Raw genomic sequence first — 17,153 nt, 5'->3', positions numbered from 1 at the left:
ATCAAGATTGGTCAATCCATCGCTGCAAGATCGGATTGACCAGTTCCGGCGCTTCATCTTGGGGACAGTGCCCAACATTTGGAAGTTCGATAAATTCTTTCACCTGGGGATATTCTGCAAATTTGCGGGCTAACTTGATCGGTTCCCAAGGGTCTTTCTCACCCCACAGCACGATCGCGCGACACGGCAATTTTGGAAACAGATCTTCAGGCAAAGGCCCTGTGGAATATCCGGTAAACGCAACGAAAACAGCGGCTGCACCTTCATCGCTCGCTGCACCAAGCAAAAGCTCAACTAATTCATCAGTCACAGCTTCTGATCGCGCATAAGCCTTGAGCAAAATATTTCTGACCGCTTTTGGCTTGGCAACTTGCTTGAAAAACCATTCTCCGAAGGCTTGATTTTTCAAAACTTTCTGTAAAATTGGCGCTCCAATTCGTTTTACCCAGGGTTGGGTTGCTCGATATCGTTCATGTAAAAGCCGTAGTGAACAGTTGAGCAACGCTAGCGATCGCGCAATTTCGGGATGATCGACTGCAGCCTGCATGACCACAATACAGCCGATGGAATTCCCGACTAAAACTGCAGGCTCTCCAACAATTTCACGACAGAAATCAGCAATCTGGTTGCCCCAAGTTTCAAAGGTATATTCGATTTCTTCAAGGGGTTTAGGTTTTGCAGATTTGCCGAACCCAATCAAGTCGATCGCATAAACGCGACAGGTTTTTGCAAGCTCGGGAATGTTCTTACGCCAGTGAAAAAAAGAAGCCCCAAATCCATGCACTAAAACAACAGGCGTTCCCTCAGTTCCTTGAGTTTGATAGGCAATTTCAAATCCTTGCCAGTTCCAGGTTTTGTATTCGATCGCAACTGTCGGAGCCGTCACCATTTTCCCTGTTCCCAAAATGCCTCTTTACAAACTGTAACGATTTTTTGGACATTCGGGGTCGCCAAATTTCTGCAAATGTCGGATTTTGCAGAAAGCTGGTCTATAACTAAGAGGGCAAAACGTCTCAGTTGTTACACTCCAAAGCACTATGGACAGTCCACTTATCGGCAAATATGCACCCGACTTTGAACTCCCCGGTACAGATGGAGCGATTCATCATTTAGCCCGTTACCTTGAACAGCACCAGGCGATCGTGGTGGTGATCATGTGCAATCACTGCCCGTATGTGAAACTGTATCTCGATCGGCTCAAACAACTTCAAACTGAGCTTAAACCTCAAGGTGTAACCTTGATCGGCATCAATCCCAACGATTCGGATCAATTTCCCGAAGATAGCTACGAAAAGATGCAATCCTTTGCAACAGCGCATCAACTTAATTTTTTGTATCTGCGGGATATGAATCAAGATGTCGCTCATGCCTTCAAAGCTGTAAAAACTCCGCAGGTGTATCTGCTCAACAAGCAAGGCATTGTCTGCTACGCAGGCGCGATCGATGATAATGCTCAAACCCCTGAAGCGGTTCAGCATCAATATTTGAAAAATGCGATCGCATCACTGCTCAACCATCAACCCATTTCACCCACTTCAACTGATCCCGTCGGATGCTCTGTGAAATGGCGCAATTAATCGATCAAGCTTGTCCATACTGAGGGCAAACGATCGAGGTTAAGCAGCATGGATCTGAGTGTTGTGATCTGTACTTACAACGGTGCAGGACGAATTGGACAAGTTTTAGACGGAGTGCGATCGCAAGTTCAAACAGAGTCGATTACTTGGGAAGTTCTAGTCATTGATAACAACAGTCAAGATCACACAAAACAGGTGGTCGAAGCTTATCCAGAAGTACGCTATGTGTTTGAGGCGAAGCAAGGCACGGCTTTTGCGCGATCGAGAGCGGTCAAAGAAGCACAAGGACAATGGATCGCTTTTATTGATGACGATACAGTACCCGATGAAAACTGGGTCGCGCAGGCTTACCAATTCACGCAGACACATCCAGAGATTGGTGCATTTGGGGGACAGATTCATCCAGAGTACGAAGTTGAGCCACCCAGTGGAATTGGAAAAATTGCGCCTTATTTAGCGATCGTAGAACGCGGATCGAAGCCACATCGATACGATCGAGTTTTACCTCCTGGAGCAGGATTAGTGGTGCGGCGGCAAGTTTGGCTCGATCATATGCCCGAGAAATTGGTCTTAGTCGGACGAACAACAGCAACAATGCTGGCAAGTGAAGATATTGAAGCCATTTTGCACATTCAGAATTCAGGACATGAAATCTGGTACAACCCCGAAATGCACCTTTATCATCAGATCCCCAAATGGCGAACTGAGAAATCGTACTTATTGAAGTTAATTAAAGGCGTAGGACTGGCTCGGCATCAGATTCGCATGACTCGCTGGCAGGCTTGGCAACGTCCATTGATCACGCCGATTTATTTGCTGAATGATTTGAGAAAGCTGATGACTCATTGGGTAAAATTCGGGCGATCACAGAATTTAGAAGTCGTTTGTGAACAGCAATTGTTACTTAGTAGTTTGGTCAGTCCATTCTATTTGAGACGCTTGAACTTAAAAGAATGAAACTCTTAATCCAACATACACATCGCCCCGATGAGATTGCAGGCGTTGTCACTTATATTGATGCGATCGTACCCGGTCTAAATGCTAACGGGGTAGAAACAAAAGTGCTGTCAACCCAGACAGAATCGATTATCTCCTGGATTTCAGAGATTTTTTGGGCAGATGTTGTGCATATGAATTCTAATCACTTAGGATTCGCATTACTCTGTAAGTTATTGGGTAAAAAAATCGTTATTAAATATCATTATTTATTCTATATTTCGACTCATTTTCATTACGAAAAAATGACTTTTTGGCAACGATTCAAGTTTGAACTGATTCAGACTTTGCCGAAGTCAAATTATCCCCTGAAATGGAAGTTGCATACTTTTGTAAAATGGGCAAGATTAGCAACTCGTTTGGGGACAGCGCTTTTAAGCGATCGACATGCTGCCTGTAGCCAGTTTTTAGCAGAATCCCATAGTTTTCCTTGGAAAGTTGAGGCGTTAAATTATCCGATCGCGTCTGCATCAGACAAGAAAACCCTGGCAGATCTCGACCAGCCTTACACATTTACGTATGTCGGTCGCCTCAGTACTGATAAAGGCGTTGATCTCTTGCTCAGAGCCACCAAGCTGATCGAAGCTGAGAATTTCAAAGTCAACATTATTGGCAGTGGTCAGGATTTAGAGCGATTGACAGAATTGGTCAAAGAGTTGCAAATTCAAGATCGGGTTGAATTCTTAGGTCGTCGCTCTGGCAAAGAAGTTTTAGAAATTGTGCGATCGTCGTTGGCATTAATTGCGCCTTCTCGCTGGCAAGAACCCGCTGGATATGTAGCCCTAGAAGCTTCGAGTGTACGGACTTGCTCGATCGTTGCAAGAGTCGGAGGTTTACCCGAGATGGCAGGAGAGTCAAATTTGCTCTTCGAGCGTGAAGATTACAAGACTTTAGCTCAGCATATGCAGACTTGTTTAGACAATCCCAGTCAAGCTTTAGAGCGAGGCGAGCTAGCGCATCAATATATTTCTGAACAATTTACTTCCGAGAAAGCTGTACGAGAATTGCTTGAATTGTGTCGTTAGCCCAAGTTAAATTCCTTCACCGCAGGCAAGAAGTTCGCATTTTCGTGACTTGAGCGACTTAATTTAATCAAAACAAAGCGCTGAATCGGAGTCAGTTCTGCCCATTGGGATTGAGCGATCGTAACTCCTGCGTCTTGAGCTTTCTGCGTCACACTCTCAGGAATTGTATTTGCATCATTCCACTGTGGATTCGGATCGAGTGCTAAATCGGTCGCAGTTTCTCCAGTACGCTGTTCAACGAGCTGATGCAAGAGATCGTGATAGGTGCGAATCTCAGACTCAGAACTGCATGGAGTCTCGATCGTTTGATAGCGATCGGCTTCAGTAAACTTATTCCACTGATGTAATTTCAATTTGACTCCGCATGTATCCAACTTGAAGCGCACAATCATCGGAATGCAGCGCAGCGAATCGACAAAATCAGTTTCAAATTGAAAGAAAAGACTCATAAAATTTGCCTTTAGTGATTACTTTTCGGAGCAACATTTCGCACAATCCAATAACTAATAGATAGCGCAAAAATTGCTGTAGCCAAAGCAATGAGATCAATTCCAGCCGTTTTCTCTAAATCGAGAATGATAATTTTTCGAGCGACTGCGATTAAGGAAGTGACAATTACTAACTCTACTTGAATCACATGTTTTTTCAGGTAGGCAGTAATGTTTTCTAAAATCTCAAACGCGATCAAAACGTTTAGAAATAGACCAAATGTTGTGAATAAAATTTTTCCTGATTCTTCGCTTGGAAAAGGCGAAGAAAGTTTAATAAACAAGAAAGTTCCTAATTGAAAGACTGCTAGAAAAATCACCAGCAGCATCATAATCGAGAGGATCTTCGAGACCCATGTCTCGACACGCCCCAGGAGTCCGAGAAAATTGTCATCTTTCATGAATTCCCGCACCGATTTCAACAGGGGATGCCGCATAAATACTTACCGTCTCTACTGTTGTGAGCATACCGAAGGCAGGGATCGGAGTAAAGAGAAGAGTAAGTTTCCGAACATGAGGGATTCTATCAGGAGCAATTGAGCAAAGTCTATAGTTACCGAATCGTACTTTTCTCAATACCAGCAAAGTACGGATGATTTTATAAAATTCGGCTACCAGACGCTAGCTCGAATAAAAATATGCGATCGAGATCAAATCGCAGCGGTAAGCGATCGCCGACTTTCACATCCAATCTTGGAGCAGCTTGCAGATTCAACGCTCGTCCTTCCAGCATGACTCGCAGTAGAATCTCACGTCCTAAAGGCTCAATTACGCTAACAGTACCGAAACAATGCGGGTTTTCCGCATCGATCGCAATATGTTCCGGGCGAATTCCCAAATCGTATTGACCTGGCGCTACCTTCAGTGAAGCAGGAATGGCATGATTGCCGATGCGAAACTCTACCCCCGTGAACGTCACAGGAATGAGATTCATCGGAGGACTTCCCAGAAAAGTCGCAACCATGCGATTGATAGGTCGATCGTAAATTTGCTGCGGTGTCCCAACCTGCTGAATTCTTCCTCGATCGAGCACGACAATCTGATCGGCAAGCGTCATTGCTTCTACTTGGTCGTGTGTGACGTAAATTGTAGTGATTCCGACTTGCTGATGTAACTGTTTTAATTCGGTTCGAGTTCCGTCTCGCAACTGGGCATCAAGGTTTGAAAGCGGCTCATCTAAGAGAAAGACTTGGGGTTGACGGGCGATCGCGCGACCGAGGGCGACGCGTTGCTGCTGCCCACCGGATAATTGTCTTGGTTTGCGATCGAGGAGATGACTAATTTCTAAAATTCTGGCAACCGTTTCGACTCGAGCTTGAATTGAAGATGCCTCCACCTGACGCATCTTCAGCCCAAACGCAATATTCTCTGCCACGCTCATATGGGGATATAGCGCGTAATTTTGGAATACCATTGAGACATCGCGTTGACGTGCCGGAACTTGATTCACCAAGCGATCGCCAATGTACAAATTTCCTGAAGTCGCGGTTTCCAACCCTGCGATCGTTCTTAAAATCGTCGATTTCCCACAGCCAGACGGTCCAACCAGCACCCAAAATTCACCATCGGGAATCTTAAAACTGATGTCTTCGATCGCGGCGGATTTGCTAAAGCGGCGAGTAATCCCGTCAAGCTGTACAGTTGCCATAGGAAATATCTATCTTTGATAGTAAAACTTACGTAAAGCTTGAAGTGCCCAGTCTATCTTAAGGGACATTATTTTAATACCATTGTAAATTAATGTTGTTTAGTAGACTTCAGTTTAAGGATTTTGGTGAATCAGAGTTCCAGTTTAAATTCGTTACAGGTTCTGATTGTGGAAGATGAAGCGGTAACGCGGACAGCGTTGACAGTTCTTCTAGAATATCAGGGCGGAATCGTCACGGCTGTCGGCTCCGTACAAGAGGGAATTCAAGCTATCAAATCCGGCTTAGAGCCAGAGGTGTTGGTCAGTAATATTCGTCTTCCAGATGGCAATGGAGCCAGAGTCTTAGAGGCAATTCGCAGGCAGTATGTCGATCGCCCTAGAGTCGCGATCGCATTGACGGGCGAAGAGATCGAAGCGATTCGAGTCGATCCAGAGTCAGCAGGATTTCAGGTGTATTTGTCTAAGCCATATGATTCGAGAATTTTATTGAGTACGATCGCCCGATTGATGCGGTAAAGTTGCGACTGAGCGGTTTTCTTAGAAGTTATGTCGCAATACATTCTCAAGCGGCTTTTGGGGCTAATCCCGGTGCTATGGGGGATTACGCTGGCAGTGTTTCTATTGTTGCGGTTCATTCCGGGTAATCCCGCAGTTGTCTTAGCGGGAGAACGCGCAACTCCTGAACAGATTGCAGCTTTAACGACTCAACTTGGGCTAGATCAACCCCTATTTTTGCAATATTTTACCTTTGTCGGAAATTTGTTGCAGTTGAAATTTGGCACTAGCATTTTGACTGGGATTCCAGTCTTAGACGAGATTCGGACAAGATGGGCAGCGACTTTTGAATTGTCGATCGCAGCAATGTTGATCGCGATCGTGATCGGCATTCCAGCGGGAATCATCGCAGCGGTTCAGAAAAATCGCTGGCAGGATCAATTGACGATCGCGGGATCGCTAATCGGCGTTTCCCTTCCAGTCTATTGGTTAGGATTGCTGCTGATTTATTTTTTCTCAGTCACATTGCGATGGTTGCCGCCGGCTGGCAGGATCAGCGTTGGCATTGATTTTCAACCGATAACAGGTTTTTATGTTCTCGATGCGATCTGGCAACTCAATCCAGCGGCGTTCATTGATGTAATCACGCACTTGATTCTGCCTGCATTGACATTAGGTACGATTCCACTAGCGATCGTGGCAAGGATTACTCGCAGTGCCATGCTCGAAGTGTTGAATCAAGACTACATTCGCACCGCGAAAGCCAAAGGCTTACCCGATCGCATCGTGATTTGGCGACATGCGTTAAAAAATGCGCTCTTACCAATCAACACAACGATCGGGCTGCAATTTGGAACGCTATTAAGCGGCGCAATTTTGACCGAGACGATCTTCTCCTGGTCAGGAATTGGCTCGTGGATTTACGAGGGAATTTTGGCGCGAGATTATCCCGTCGTACAGGGTGGCGTTGTGTTTATTGCGATCGTATTTGTATTGATCAATTTACTGGTGGATTTGTCTTACGCGATCGTCGATCCGAGGGTGCGGTATGAATGACTTGAGATCGATACGGCGATTCTGGCAATCCATGTCGGGCAGAATTGGACTGGGTTTGACCGTGTTTCTCTTTGCGATCGCGCTGCTTGCTCCGATTTTGCGTCCTTATCGTCCGAGCAGAAATTTCCAAGACCGATTGCTCCCTCCAAGCCTGACGCATCTTTTTGGAACCGATGGACTGGGGCGCGACCTCCTGACTGGTGTATGGTATGGCATTCAAACCTCATTGCTGATCAGTCTCGTCTCCGTTGGAATTGGTGCTCTGATTGGTTTAACTTTGGGTATCTTGGCAGGTTATTTTCGCGGTTGGATTGATGCAGTTCTAAGCTGGATGACCGATATTTTGTTGGCATTTCCATCGATTTTGTTCGCGATCGCGATCGTAACTGTCACCGTTAATCCAAGTCTTCAGACTGTGATATTTGCGGTTGGAGTGGTGCAAATTCCGACATATATTCGGCTCACTCGCAGTGTCGTTCTGTCGTTAAGAGAGCAGGAATTCGTGCAGGCAGCGAAAGCATTAGGAGCAACAACGCCGCAGATTATTTTGCGACACATTTTGCCCGGCAGTTTAGCGCCGATGATCGTGCAAGCTTCTTTGTCGTTAGGAACCGCAACTTTAGAAGCAGCAGGACTGGGATTTTTAGGATTGGGCGCGCCACCGCCGACTCCAGAACTGGGCACGATGTTGGCGGATGCATTTCGAGATGGCTATTTACGGACTGCTCCTTGGACAACCATTTTTCCAGGGATCGCGATTACCCTGATCGTGTTAGCGTTTAATTTACTTGGAGATGGATTACGCGACGGATTTGATCCCCGATCAAGATAATTTGCAGTTTATGGAAGACATTAACGTTCTACTGGAAGCGCTCAAAGATCCCAACGAAGATGTGCGAGCAGATGCAACTCAGGCATTATGGCAGATTTGGTTTGCTCAAAAGGGTGTGACTGGACTGCAAACGCTCCAACGCGCCCAAGTGCTGCTGGAATCGGGGCAGGCACTTGAGGCAGAAACTATTTTGAGTGAATTAATCGAACATCAGCCCGATTTTGCTGAGGCGTGGAATCGCCGTGCTGTATTGTATTTCGTGCAGCAGCAATATCGAAAAGCGATCGCCGATTGCGAAAAAGCGATCGAACTCAATCCCATTCATTTTGGAGCGCTGCATGGGTTGGGACTCTGTTACGCTGCGATCGGAGATTATCGAGATGCCATTGCCGCATTTCGGCAAGCTTTGGAAATTCAGCCTTACGCGATCGAGAATCAGCGCCTAATTTTGGAATGTACCGCCAAATTAAGCTAAGAACACTTTTAAATCTGTCACAAGGAGTAACTCAGATTAGAAGAAGTATGCCAATATAGAGTCGTGTGAGGAGTAAGTTACAAAATCGCAAAAGCCCTTGAAGTCGAAACACGGCCAGACGTTCAAGGGCTTTTGTTTGTCTTGATTCAGAATTTTAGATTTTTCGTCAAGCTTCTTTTGATTTGCGACTGCGGTAAGTGCGGCGGCGAACCAGAAATTCAGGAATATCAATTTTGAGATCTTGATGGAACGGATTCGATCGCGCTGTAGATTTCAAATCCGGTGGGGCAGAAGTATCGATCGTTGCTAGTAGTTCAACAATTTCAGTTGGAAGGTCTTGATCGCCTAGCAGTTGTTTGAGTGCGATCGCTTTATCCTGCAAGACCTGAAAGCGCGTTTTCCAATGTTGAACTGCCGTTTCGTACTCGCTTGCCTGTTGGGCTTGGCTAAGAATTTGTTCCTGCATTTCGGCAGCTTGACTCTCTAGTTCTGTCATTCGGCTCTGGCTTTGTTCGCGATCGGCTTCCAGTTCTTGACAGACCTGCTGCATCAGCGCTTGCGTCGTCATCTGCCGAGCAATTCGCCCTTCGAGCGTTTCAACTTGAGTTTCTAATTCCGTAATCCGAATCTGTGCAGATTGTTTCTGCTCCTCCAAATCTTGAATCTGCTGGCGGCGCAGTTGCAAATCAGCCTGCAGTACTTGAATTTGTTGCCCCAGTGCAGAAGGTTCGCCTACATCACTTTGAATTTGCGTTTTCAACGCATCCAATTCTGCCGCATCTAACAGAATTTGATAATCTCGCTCTCGTTGCTGTGCCTGTTGGACTTTGGCTTCAAGTTCTGCTTTTTGTTGGGCAAATTGCAGCTTGAGATGGTGAATTGCCTGTTGTTGAACATTGGCGATTTCTTCAGTCGAAGCCAATTGACGTTCCAGAAATCGTTGATCGACAATCTGCGATCGCAAGTCACTTAAACTTGCGATCGACTGATCCAACGCCAGTTCTAAATCCCGAATGCGACGCTGTTGAGTTTGAACTTGATCTTGAAGCTGCAATAATTCTGGCGTGACCGAACTGGGAGGAGAATCCTCTGGGATCAAACTAAGTTGCTCTGGGCACTCCGACACGGATCGCTCCTCCCAAATCCTTGCCTATTTATTATAGTTTCAGATTCTCGGTTCCTCAGGTAATTTTGCTACTTCGGGGGGATCAACACGATTCAGTGACCAACGATATTCGATCGGAATATTTTTGCGTTCTAACTCACCTTCAAAATGCTTTTGTTGGGATAAGGCTTTCCGCAGAGCAATAATTAATTGCTGCACCTGCTCTCGCTGACCCGATCCCACGGCAAACATGGTTTGACGCTCTAACAGTTGCAGCAGCAACTCATAATGAATATGCGATGGAAGAGGTATCGGTTCCATGAATTAAAGTGACGAAGGGACAATAAGAAAAGAGCGACATTCTTCTGACTCTAAACGGTTAAGCTCACAGAACTCAAGAGATCACTCTAAAGAATTAACCTGCGAGCAGTCTAGCGCCAAATCACTCAATCTTGAATTAGCTGTGCAAGAGCTTGTCCCGGATCGGGCTGTTTGACTAACGATTCCCCGATCAAAACGGCTGAAGCGCCAGCTTTCCCGACTCTCGCTAAGTCTTCAGCCGTGTAAAGCCCTGACTCACTGACTACTGTAATGTTTCTTGCAGATAAAGTCGTCAGACGTGCTTGCAAAATGTCTTCTGTCGTTTTCAAATCGACTGAAAAGTCTTTGAGGTTGCGATTATTAATGCCAATCAGCGTAGCTCCATCAAGATTGAGAACGCGATCGAGTTCGGCTAAGGTATGCACCTCAATTAGAGCGGTCATACCGAGCGCTTTCACAATTTTGAGAAAATATTGCAAATCTTGATCTGACAGCACTGCTGCAATCAGTAAAACCGCATCTGCACCATGCAGCCTTGCCCACTGCATTTGATAGGGATAAATGATGAAATCCTTGCACAAGAGTGGGATATCAACGACTTCGCGGATTTGAGCGAGATATTGGAAGCTGCCCTGGAAAAACTTAGTGTCGGTCAGAACAGAGAGACAAGATGCGCCGCCGGATTGATAGGATTTTGCGATCGCAACCGGATCGAAATCTTCACGGATAACACCTTTGCTTGGAGAAGCTTTTTTTACTTCGGCGATCACCGCAGGTTTCTTGGGGTTGTTTCTTAAAGCCGCGAGAAAGTCTTTCGGAGCGGGGGCATCTTTGAGTTTGCGTTGCAGTTCGCTGAGGGGCAGCTTTTCCCGAAGTTGATCAACTTCAGTTTCCTTATGCCAAATGATTTCTTCAAGAATGTTGGCAGGTTCGCTGTTGGGTGTTTTGATTTGATAGCGCAGTTCTTCAACAGCGATAGATGGGTTCGGGGGACGACGACGAATTTCCATAGCGTGGGTTCAGGTTAGGAAAGGATTGGATCAAATTGAGAATTTTCTGAAGAGCCTCCTAAATCCCCAATTTGAAGAACTTTGAGAAGAAAGATTTCCCGAATTTCAAGAAGTTTTCAATCAAAGTTCCCCGATGTTGAGCATCTAGGAGGCTAAAACTGACTGGAATAAAGCCACAATCAATGTGCGGCTGCCCGCTTGTACGCCTCATCCAGAATTTCTGACAACGTTGGATGGGTATGTACCAAGAATGCCAACGTATTGACCGATTCGCGTTTTGCGATCGCATTCGCCGCTTCCTGAATCAAATCAGCCGCGTGTAGTCCAATAATGTGAACCCCTAAAAGTTCGCCGTTATCTTTGCGGAACACGATTTTGGCAATACCTTCAGCGTCACCCTCAGCCAACGCTTTCGCATTGCCCTTAAAGTAGGTTCTTGCCACTGCGACTTCAAATCCTTCCGCTTTCGCGAGGTCTTTTGCCTGCGGTTCAGTTAATCCAACAAAGCTAATTTCTGGATGCGTAAAGGCAGCAGCCGGAATCGATCGATAATCAATCTCTCGGGTTCGACCGCACATATTTTCGATGGCAATGATTCCTTGAGCAGAAGCCGCGTGAGCCAGCATCATTTTCCCAGTCGCATCCCCAATCGCCCATAGATGCGGCACAGGCTTGCCGTCTGACAAAACTTGCATCTTGTCATTCACCGGAATAAACCCGCGATTGAGTTCCACTCCAACTGATTCTAAGCCCATGTCGTTCGCGGCAGGCACTCGCCCGGCTGCAACCAAGCAAGCATCGACTTCGAGCACATCGACGAGTTCTTTCGTTTTTGCGTCAATTAGCTCGATCGTCACTGGCGATCCAGGTGTGACTTTCGCGGCAAACACTCCAACTTTCGTTTCCACATCGCGGGGAGTAATCAAAATCCGCTGCGCTAACTTGGCAATATCTGGATCAAATCCTGGCATCAATTGATCCAGACCTTCGATCATGGTGACTTCACAGCCCAGAGCCGTATAAACATCGGAAAATTCTAATCCGATATACCCACTCCCGACGATCGCAATCCAAGGCGGCAACGATTCCAACTTAATCGCATCATCGCTGGTAAAAACAGTTTTGCCGTCCACTTGCACACCCGGCGGCACAAACGGAATTGACCCCGGAGCCAGAATAATATTCTCCGCCGTAATCGTTTTCTCACCTTCTGGGGTGGAGACAATCAATTTTTGCGCACCTGCGACTTTGGCATGACCTTGAATCACATCGACATTCAGACGTTTCAGACTCCCAATTAAGCCTTCACGCTGTTTATTGACCAAATTCTGAGCATGTTGCGCGATCGCAGCCCGGTCAAAGGAAACATCTCCCACATCAACGCCTAATGCCTTGAGATGGTCTGTCTGCTGCAATTCTCTCACTCGTCCTGATGCGGCAAGCAGTGCTTTAGAGGGAATGCAGCCGCGATTCACACAAGTCCCGCCCATATCTGCTGCTTCCACGATCGCAGTTTTCAGACCACAATCAACGGCATGAAGCGCCGCTCCATGACCACCCACGCCCGCGCCTACAATCACTAAATCATAATCGTGAGCCACAGTCCCCTCCCGTTCTTAATGCCTATTTATTCTCAACCGTGAAGCGCCCATTCGACAATACGATTTTTCTAAAATGGCATCCCTCGATTCCGAACTGGGCATCCTGATTCAAGCGGAGCCACCGTGGAAATTGGAGTATTCCCGTTGAAGCTCAAGTTCGAGTTTCAACCCGTTTAGGAGTCAAGATATGGATCATCAACAGCGAGAATTACGTCGTGCTGCGGCTCAAGCGTTTGCAGAATCGCTCAATAAGCTGGAGCAAACAATTTGGTCGCCTGAAGATGAGCCAACCCCTGCAAGCTGCCCAATCGATTTAGAACAAGCCGTAGCAGAAATCGAGCAACTTATTCAAGCTCAAGAAGCGACTTCCGAAAAAAAGCTGCCTCCCGAGTAGAAAGACAGCTTTCTCCATTTAGGTAATGTAGCAGCTTGGCGCTTTCAACTTTTGAAGATCGCGCCCCTTACTCAGAAAGACAGCAATGTATCGGGAGTTCTTCCCGAATCTTACTCTTCTGCTTCGGTTGCAATTTCGGTTGTGATTTCGGTTGCGATTTCCTCGGCTGCGATTTCAGCTTCAATCTCATCCTCAATCATTCCCCCTTCTTCAGAGGTAGCAGGCACTAGAGCAACGGCTGCGATCGCATCATCTTCATCCAATCGCTGTACACGTACCCCTGTCGCTGCCCGCGACTGAGATGAAATCGCATCCACAGATTGCCGAATGATAATGCCGCGATTTGTGATCAGCATCATTTCATCGCCTTCGTTCACAATATGCAGGGCAGATAAGGTATCTCCAGGCTTACGGAATTTCGTTGCCACAATTCCCATGCCTGCTCGATTTTGCAGTCGGAACTGTTTCACGGGAACCCGCTTACCATAGCCTCCTGTTGTAATCACAAGTGCCCAAGGCCCGGATTGAGGCGGCAATTCTGCATTCTCATCGACTCCCGTTTCTTCATCCTCATCGGCAGCCCCTTCCGCCTGAGCTTGTGCGACATCTGCCACAATCTGCCCTGGCAAGATTGCCATACCGACTAGGCTGTCACCATTTCTGAGCGACATTGCCCGAACACCACGGGTCGCCCGACCCAAAGGACGGAGCTGCTCATGATTAACTCGAAAGTGAATCGATCGACCTAGACTCGATCCAATGATGATACTGTCATCGACTCGCGACAGCCGCACCCATCGTAGTTGATCGCCTTCTTCCAAAGAAATCGCAATCAACCCATTCGTCCGAATGTTGCTAAACGCTGAAAGGGCAGTTTTCTTGATGTAACCTTTGTTGGTCAACATCACCAGATACTCGTCGTCTGAAAACTCTGAGACCGAAATGACAGAGGTAATTTTCTCTTCGTGTGGAACGGTGAGCAGTTGAACGATCGGAGTACCACGCGAAGTTCTCGACCCAAGGGGAATTTGATAGGCTTTCAGCGCGTATACAACTCCACGATCGCTAAAGAACAACACACTATCGTGGTCACAACAGCTAATGAAGTGTTCAACCGCATCGTCTTCCTTCATCTTCGCCCCGGATTTCCCGCGGGTTGCCCGGCTCTGTGCTTCAAAAGTACTGATCGGCATCCGCTTAATGTAGCCTTGCTCGGTGACGAGAACGATCGATTTCTCGTTCGCGATGAGATCAATATCTCCCAACTCATCTTCTGATTGCTCGATCACCGTTCGCCGTGGCGTTGCATGCGTTGCTTTAAGCTGCGTTACCTCAGTCGTAATGATTTCTAAAATCCGCTCGCGTCTTGCCAAGATATCTAACAAGTCTCGAATTTGAGCTTGCAAGTCTTCATGTTCTTGCTCGATCTTTTCCGCTTCTAACGCAGTCAAGCGTCGCAATTGCATTTGCAGAATGGCATCCGCTTGCGATTCAGACAGCGAATACGTCTCAATCAATTGCTGCTTCGCAGTAGCAGTATCCGCTGCACTCCGAATCAGAGCAATAATGCCATCCAGATTCGACAAGGCAATTAACAACCCTTGCAAGAGATGATCGCGTTCTTCTGCCTTGCGAAGTTGATACTGAGTCCGACGAGTAATCGCCTCAACCCGGAACTCTAAGAACACCGTCAAAAACTGCTTCAAGGTCAACAGCTGTGGCTCGCCGTTAACGAGCGCCAGCATATTTGCCCCAAAATTGGCTTGAATCGGAGTCTGCTTATAAAGATTGTTCAGGACAACACGCGGATAAGCGTCTCGCCGCAGTTCAATCACAATCCGCATACCATCGCGATCGCTCTCGTCGCGTACATCAGAAATGCCTTCAATCTTGCGATCGTTGACCAATTCTGCAATTCGCTCAATCAGCGCTGCTTTATTGGTTTGATACGGCAACGCGGTAATGATGATTGCGTCTTTATCGGGTCGTCCCCGTTGCTCGATTGTTTCGATCGCAGCAACACCGCGCATTGTGATTGATCCACGTCCCGTCGTATAAGCTTCACGAATTCCAGTGCGTCCTAAAATCTGCGCTCCCGTCGGAAAATCAGGCCCTGGAATGTACTGCATCAAATCCAAATCCGTCAAATCTGGATTCTCAATCAATGCCACCAACCCATCAATCAATTCCCCCAAATTATGAGGCGGAATGTTGGTTGCCATCCCAACAGCAATCCCGGCTGAACCATTCAAAAGCAGTTGCGGGATTCGTGAAGGGAGAACCGTTGGCTCTTGAACGGAACCATCAAAGTTATCTGCAAAGTCAACCGTTTCCGATTCGATATCTTGCAGCAGCGAATAGGCTGTCAAAGAGGTCAAACGACATTCGGTATATCGCATTGCCGCAGGTGGATCGTTATCGATCGAACCAAAGTTGCCATGCCCATCGATCAGAGGCGATCGCATCGAAAAGTCCTGCGCCATCCGCACTAACGCATCGTAAACCGCTGTATCACCGTGCGGATGATATTTACCCAACACTTCCCCGACGACACGGGCGCATTTTCTGAACGGTCGATCGTGGGTCAGCCCCAATTCGTGCATTGCGTAGAGAATGCGACGATGCACAGGTTTCAGCCCATCTCGTGCATCGGGTAGCGCTCGCCCCACAATCACGCTCATCGCGTATTCCAGGTAAGACCGCTGCATTTCGTTGCGTAAATCGGTTGGAATAATCCGATCTTGAGGCGGTTCCTGGGAGAATGTCATACGGAGACTCCGAAATACTTTTGTACTACTTTATGAGCGAAAAAAGATGCCTAGAAAGTATACCTGCTTCGCCTCATATTGGGACAATTTTAGCACAAATTCATAAATGGGATCAGGGCTGAAATTCCCATGAAATCTAGGGTTTCCGCAGTTTATTTTAATATCGCTTCTAATGCCTGTTTTACCGTTGGATAAGCATACTCGAAGCCGGATTCCAGGGTACGCTTCGGCAAGACTTGCTGTCCTTCGAGAACCACGATCGCGCCATCCCCCAACATTGCTTCGAGTGCAAATCCCGGCACAGGCAACCAAGACGGACGATTCATCACCTGCCCTAATGTGTTTGTCAATTCCGCCATTTTCACAGGAGTTGGAGCCGTTGCATTGTAAACGCCTTCCATACCTGAAGTGAGTGCCCGAATGATCAAGCTCACCAAATCTTCCCGATGAATCCAAGAGAACCATTGTTTTCCTGAGCCAATCGGTCCACCTGCAAACATTTTGAACGGAGCCAACATTTTTCCAAGCGCCCCGCCATTTTCTAAAACAATCCCAATTCGGAGAATGACGAGCCTCGTTCCGCTCTCTTTCACTTTGTTTGCTTCTGCTTCCCAAGCCCGACAAACTTCAGCTAAGAAATCCTGCCCTGATGCACTATTTTCATCAAAGCTAGCTGTTTCGCTCGTGCCATAGAAACCGATCGCTGAAGCATTCACAAGCACTGAAGGTTTTGGATTAGCTTGTGCGATCGCATTTACCACATTCTGTGTGGTCAAGGTTCGACTTTCGAGCAATGTTTTTTTCAATTCAGGAGTCCAGCGATTTTCAGCGATCGGCTCCCCCGCCAAATTCACAACACCATCACATCCTGCAATCTTAGACTGCCAATCTCCTGCTTCCTTCGGACTGTAAGCCACAATTTCCAGATTCTCAGACTTTGGCAACACTCGTTCAGCACTACTTCCATTTCGAGTAAATGCCACCACTTGATGATTCTCCGCCAACAATCTTTCTACCAACCGACTTCCAACAAATCCGGTTGATCCTGTCACTGCAACTTTCATAGCTATTCAAGGCGAAACGTCCATCTGCCAGTATATCGGAGGGGAAGTGATCGTACTTTAAGTCTTACTCAATCTACCTCCAGCAGCTTCAACTCAAGCCTTTGTACCTGAAGAAACGATGTCTTTGGCAACCAGCGATCGCATCTTCAATCAAGCGATGAGTCAAGTAATATGGCTGCTCTCTTTCCTGATCATCTGTAATAGTTTAATTCTCCTGTTTCCCATACATGCATGGAAATAAGCAAAAACATACAAAGAGAGCTTCCCAAAACTTATCTTAGGAAACTCTCTTTGTCTT

The 17,153-nt window shown here is 46.8% G+C and carries 18 protein-coding genes; 8 read left to right on the top strand and 10 right to left on the bottom strand.

Annotation, left to right across the window (positions count from 1 at the left end; all coding sequences use genetic code 11):
- Nucleotide 1 precedes the first annotated feature (1 nt).
- Nucleotides 2-889 (bottom strand): alpha/beta fold hydrolase, encoded by an 888-nt coding sequence (locus OU814_RS28620; protein ID WP_268242949.1) that lies wholly within the window; start codon nucleotides 887-889, stop codon nucleotides 2-4.
- 148 nt (nucleotides 890-1,037) lie between these two features.
- Here OU814_RS28620 and OU814_RS28615 point away from each other — a divergent pair, with 148 nt between their 5' ends.
- Genes OU814_RS28615 through OU814_RS28605 form a run of 3 tightly spaced genes read left to right on the top strand, consistent with a single transcriptional unit; the run spans nucleotide 1,038 to nucleotide 3,598 of the window.
- Nucleotides 1,038-1,577 (top strand): thioredoxin family protein, encoded by a 540-nt coding sequence (locus OU814_RS28615; RefSeq protein ID WP_190653181.1) that lies wholly within the window; start codon nucleotides 1,038-1,040, stop codon nucleotides 1,575-1,577.
- Nucleotides 1,578-1,625: 48 nt separating this feature from the next.
- Nucleotides 1,626-2,534, top strand: a complete 909-nt coding sequence (gene hpsE, locus OU814_RS28610) for a hormogonium polysaccharide biosynthesis glycosyltransferase HpsE (RefSeq protein WP_190653182.1) — start codon at nucleotides 1,626-1,628, stop codon at nucleotides 2,532-2,534.
- A complete protein-coding gene (locus tag OU814_RS28605; protein WP_268242948.1) occupies nucleotides 2,531-3,598 on the top strand; it encodes a glycosyltransferase family 4 protein in 1,068 nt (355 codons plus the stop codon). Before hpsE ends, OU814_RS28605 begins: the two co-directional genes overlap by 4 nt.
- Here OU814_RS28605 and OU814_RS28600 read toward each other — a convergent pair.
- The 3 genes from OU814_RS28600 to OU814_RS28590 all read right to left on the bottom strand — a co-directional run bounded on the left by OU814_RS28600 (nucleotide 3,595) and on the right by OU814_RS28590 (nucleotide 5,734).
- Entirely contained in the window at nucleotides 3,595-4,047 is a 453-nt protein-coding gene (locus tag OU814_RS28600) for a nitrate reductase associated protein (RefSeq protein ID WP_268242947.1), read from the bottom strand. The two genes, OU814_RS28605 and OU814_RS28600, sit on opposite strands and share 4 nt — an antisense overlap.
- Nucleotides 4,048-4,058: 11 nt before the next feature.
- Entirely contained in the window at nucleotides 4,059-4,523 is a 465-nt protein-coding gene (locus tag OU814_RS28595; RefSeq protein WP_268242946.1) for a phosphate-starvation-inducible PsiE family protein, read from the bottom strand.
- A 161-nt stretch (nucleotides 4,524-4,684) separates the two neighbouring features.
- Entirely contained in the window at nucleotides 4,685-5,734 is a 1,050-nt protein-coding gene (locus OU814_RS28590) for an ABC transporter ATP-binding protein (RefSeq protein WP_268242945.1), read from the bottom strand.
- Between the two features lie 126 nt (nucleotides 5,735-5,860).
- On the opposite strand from OU814_RS28590, the gene OU814_RS28585 reads away from it, so the two are divergent.
- Genes OU814_RS28585 through OU814_RS28570 form a run of 4 tightly spaced genes read left to right on the top strand, consistent with a single transcriptional unit; the run spans nucleotide 5,861 to nucleotide 8,592 of the window.
- Nucleotides 5,861-6,250, top strand: a complete 390-nt coding sequence (locus OU814_RS28585; RefSeq protein ID WP_017288349.1) for a response regulator — start codon at nucleotides 5,861-5,863, stop codon at nucleotides 6,248-6,250.
- Between the two features lie 30 nt (nucleotides 6,251-6,280).
- Nucleotides 6,281-7,285 carry an ABC transporter permease gene (locus tag OU814_RS28580; RefSeq protein WP_017288348.1) on the top strand — a complete coding sequence of 335 codons (1,005 nt, stop codon included), beginning with the start codon at nucleotides 6,281-6,283 and terminating at the stop codon, nucleotides 7,283-7,285.
- Nucleotides 7,278-8,117 (top strand): ABC transporter permease, encoded by an 840-nt coding sequence (locus tag OU814_RS28575; protein WP_268242944.1) that lies wholly within the window; start codon nucleotides 7,278-7,280, stop codon nucleotides 8,115-8,117. Before OU814_RS28580 ends, OU814_RS28575 begins: the two co-directional genes overlap by 8 nt.
- A complete protein-coding gene (locus tag OU814_RS28570) occupies nucleotides 8,080-8,592 on the top strand; it encodes a tetratricopeptide repeat protein (RefSeq protein ID WP_242044768.1) in 513 nt (170 codons plus the stop codon). Before OU814_RS28575 ends, OU814_RS28570 begins: the two co-directional genes overlap by 38 nt.
- 166 nt (nucleotides 8,593-8,758) lie before the next feature.
- Here OU814_RS28570 and OU814_RS28565 read toward each other — a convergent pair whose 3' ends face one another.
- The 4 genes from OU814_RS28565 to lpdA form a co-directional block, all read right to left on the bottom strand.
- On the bottom strand, nucleotides 8,759-9,718 hold the full coding sequence (locus OU814_RS28565) for a hypothetical protein (RefSeq protein ID WP_017288345.1): 960 nt from the start codon (nucleotides 9,716-9,718) through the stop codon (nucleotides 8,759-8,761).
- 39 nt (nucleotides 9,719-9,757) lie between these two features.
- The gene (locus OU814_RS28560) at nucleotides 9,758-10,018 is read right to left on the bottom strand and encodes a DUF5340 domain-containing protein (protein WP_017288344.1); all 261 of its coding nucleotides are present in this window, start codon (nucleotides 10,016-10,018) and stop codon (nucleotides 9,758-9,760) included.
- Nucleotides 10,019-10,143: 125 nt separating this feature from the next.
- Complete coding sequence (gene trpC, locus OU814_RS28555; protein WP_017288343.1) at nucleotides 10,144-11,028, bottom strand: indole-3-glycerol phosphate synthase TrpC; 885 nt, start codon at nucleotides 11,026-11,028, stop codon at nucleotides 10,144-10,146.
- A 179-nt stretch (nucleotides 11,029-11,207) separates the two neighbouring features.
- Nucleotides 11,208-12,629: a dihydrolipoyl dehydrogenase gene (lpdA, locus tag OU814_RS28550; RefSeq protein ID WP_268242943.1), complete on the bottom strand. Its 1,422-nt coding sequence runs from the start codon at nucleotides 12,627-12,629 to the stop codon at nucleotides 11,208-11,210.
- Nucleotides 12,630-12,816: 187 nt separating this feature from the next.
- Between lpdA and OU814_RS28545 the strand changes: the two genes are divergently transcribed.
- Entirely contained in the window at nucleotides 12,817-13,023 is a 207-nt protein-coding gene (locus OU814_RS28545) for a hypothetical protein (RefSeq protein ID WP_017288341.1), read from the top strand.
- Between the two features lie 110 nt (nucleotides 13,024-13,133).
- Here OU814_RS28545 and gyrA read toward each other — a convergent pair whose 3' ends face one another.
- Nucleotides 13,134-15,791, bottom strand: coding sequence for a DNA gyrase subunit A (gene gyrA, locus OU814_RS28540; RefSeq protein WP_268242942.1), 2,658 nt, complete (start codon nucleotides 15,789-15,791; stop codon nucleotides 13,134-13,136).
- A gap of 152 nt (nucleotides 15,792-15,943) precedes the next feature.
- Entirely contained in the window at nucleotides 15,944-16,855 is a 912-nt protein-coding gene (gene thyD / locus OU814_RS28535; RefSeq protein ID WP_190653191.1) for a thylakoid membrane protein ThyD, read from the bottom strand.
- Nucleotides 16,856-17,153: the final 298 nt, after the last annotated feature.

Source organism: Leptolyngbya sp. GGD, from assembly GCF_026735145.1.
Lineage (GTDB): Bacteria > Cyanobacteriota > Cyanobacteriia > Leptolyngbyales > Leptolyngbyaceae > Leptolyngbya > Leptolyngbya boryana.
The sequence above is the reverse complement of the archived record's forward strand: the minus strand, read 5'-3'. Positions and strand labels throughout refer to the sequence as shown.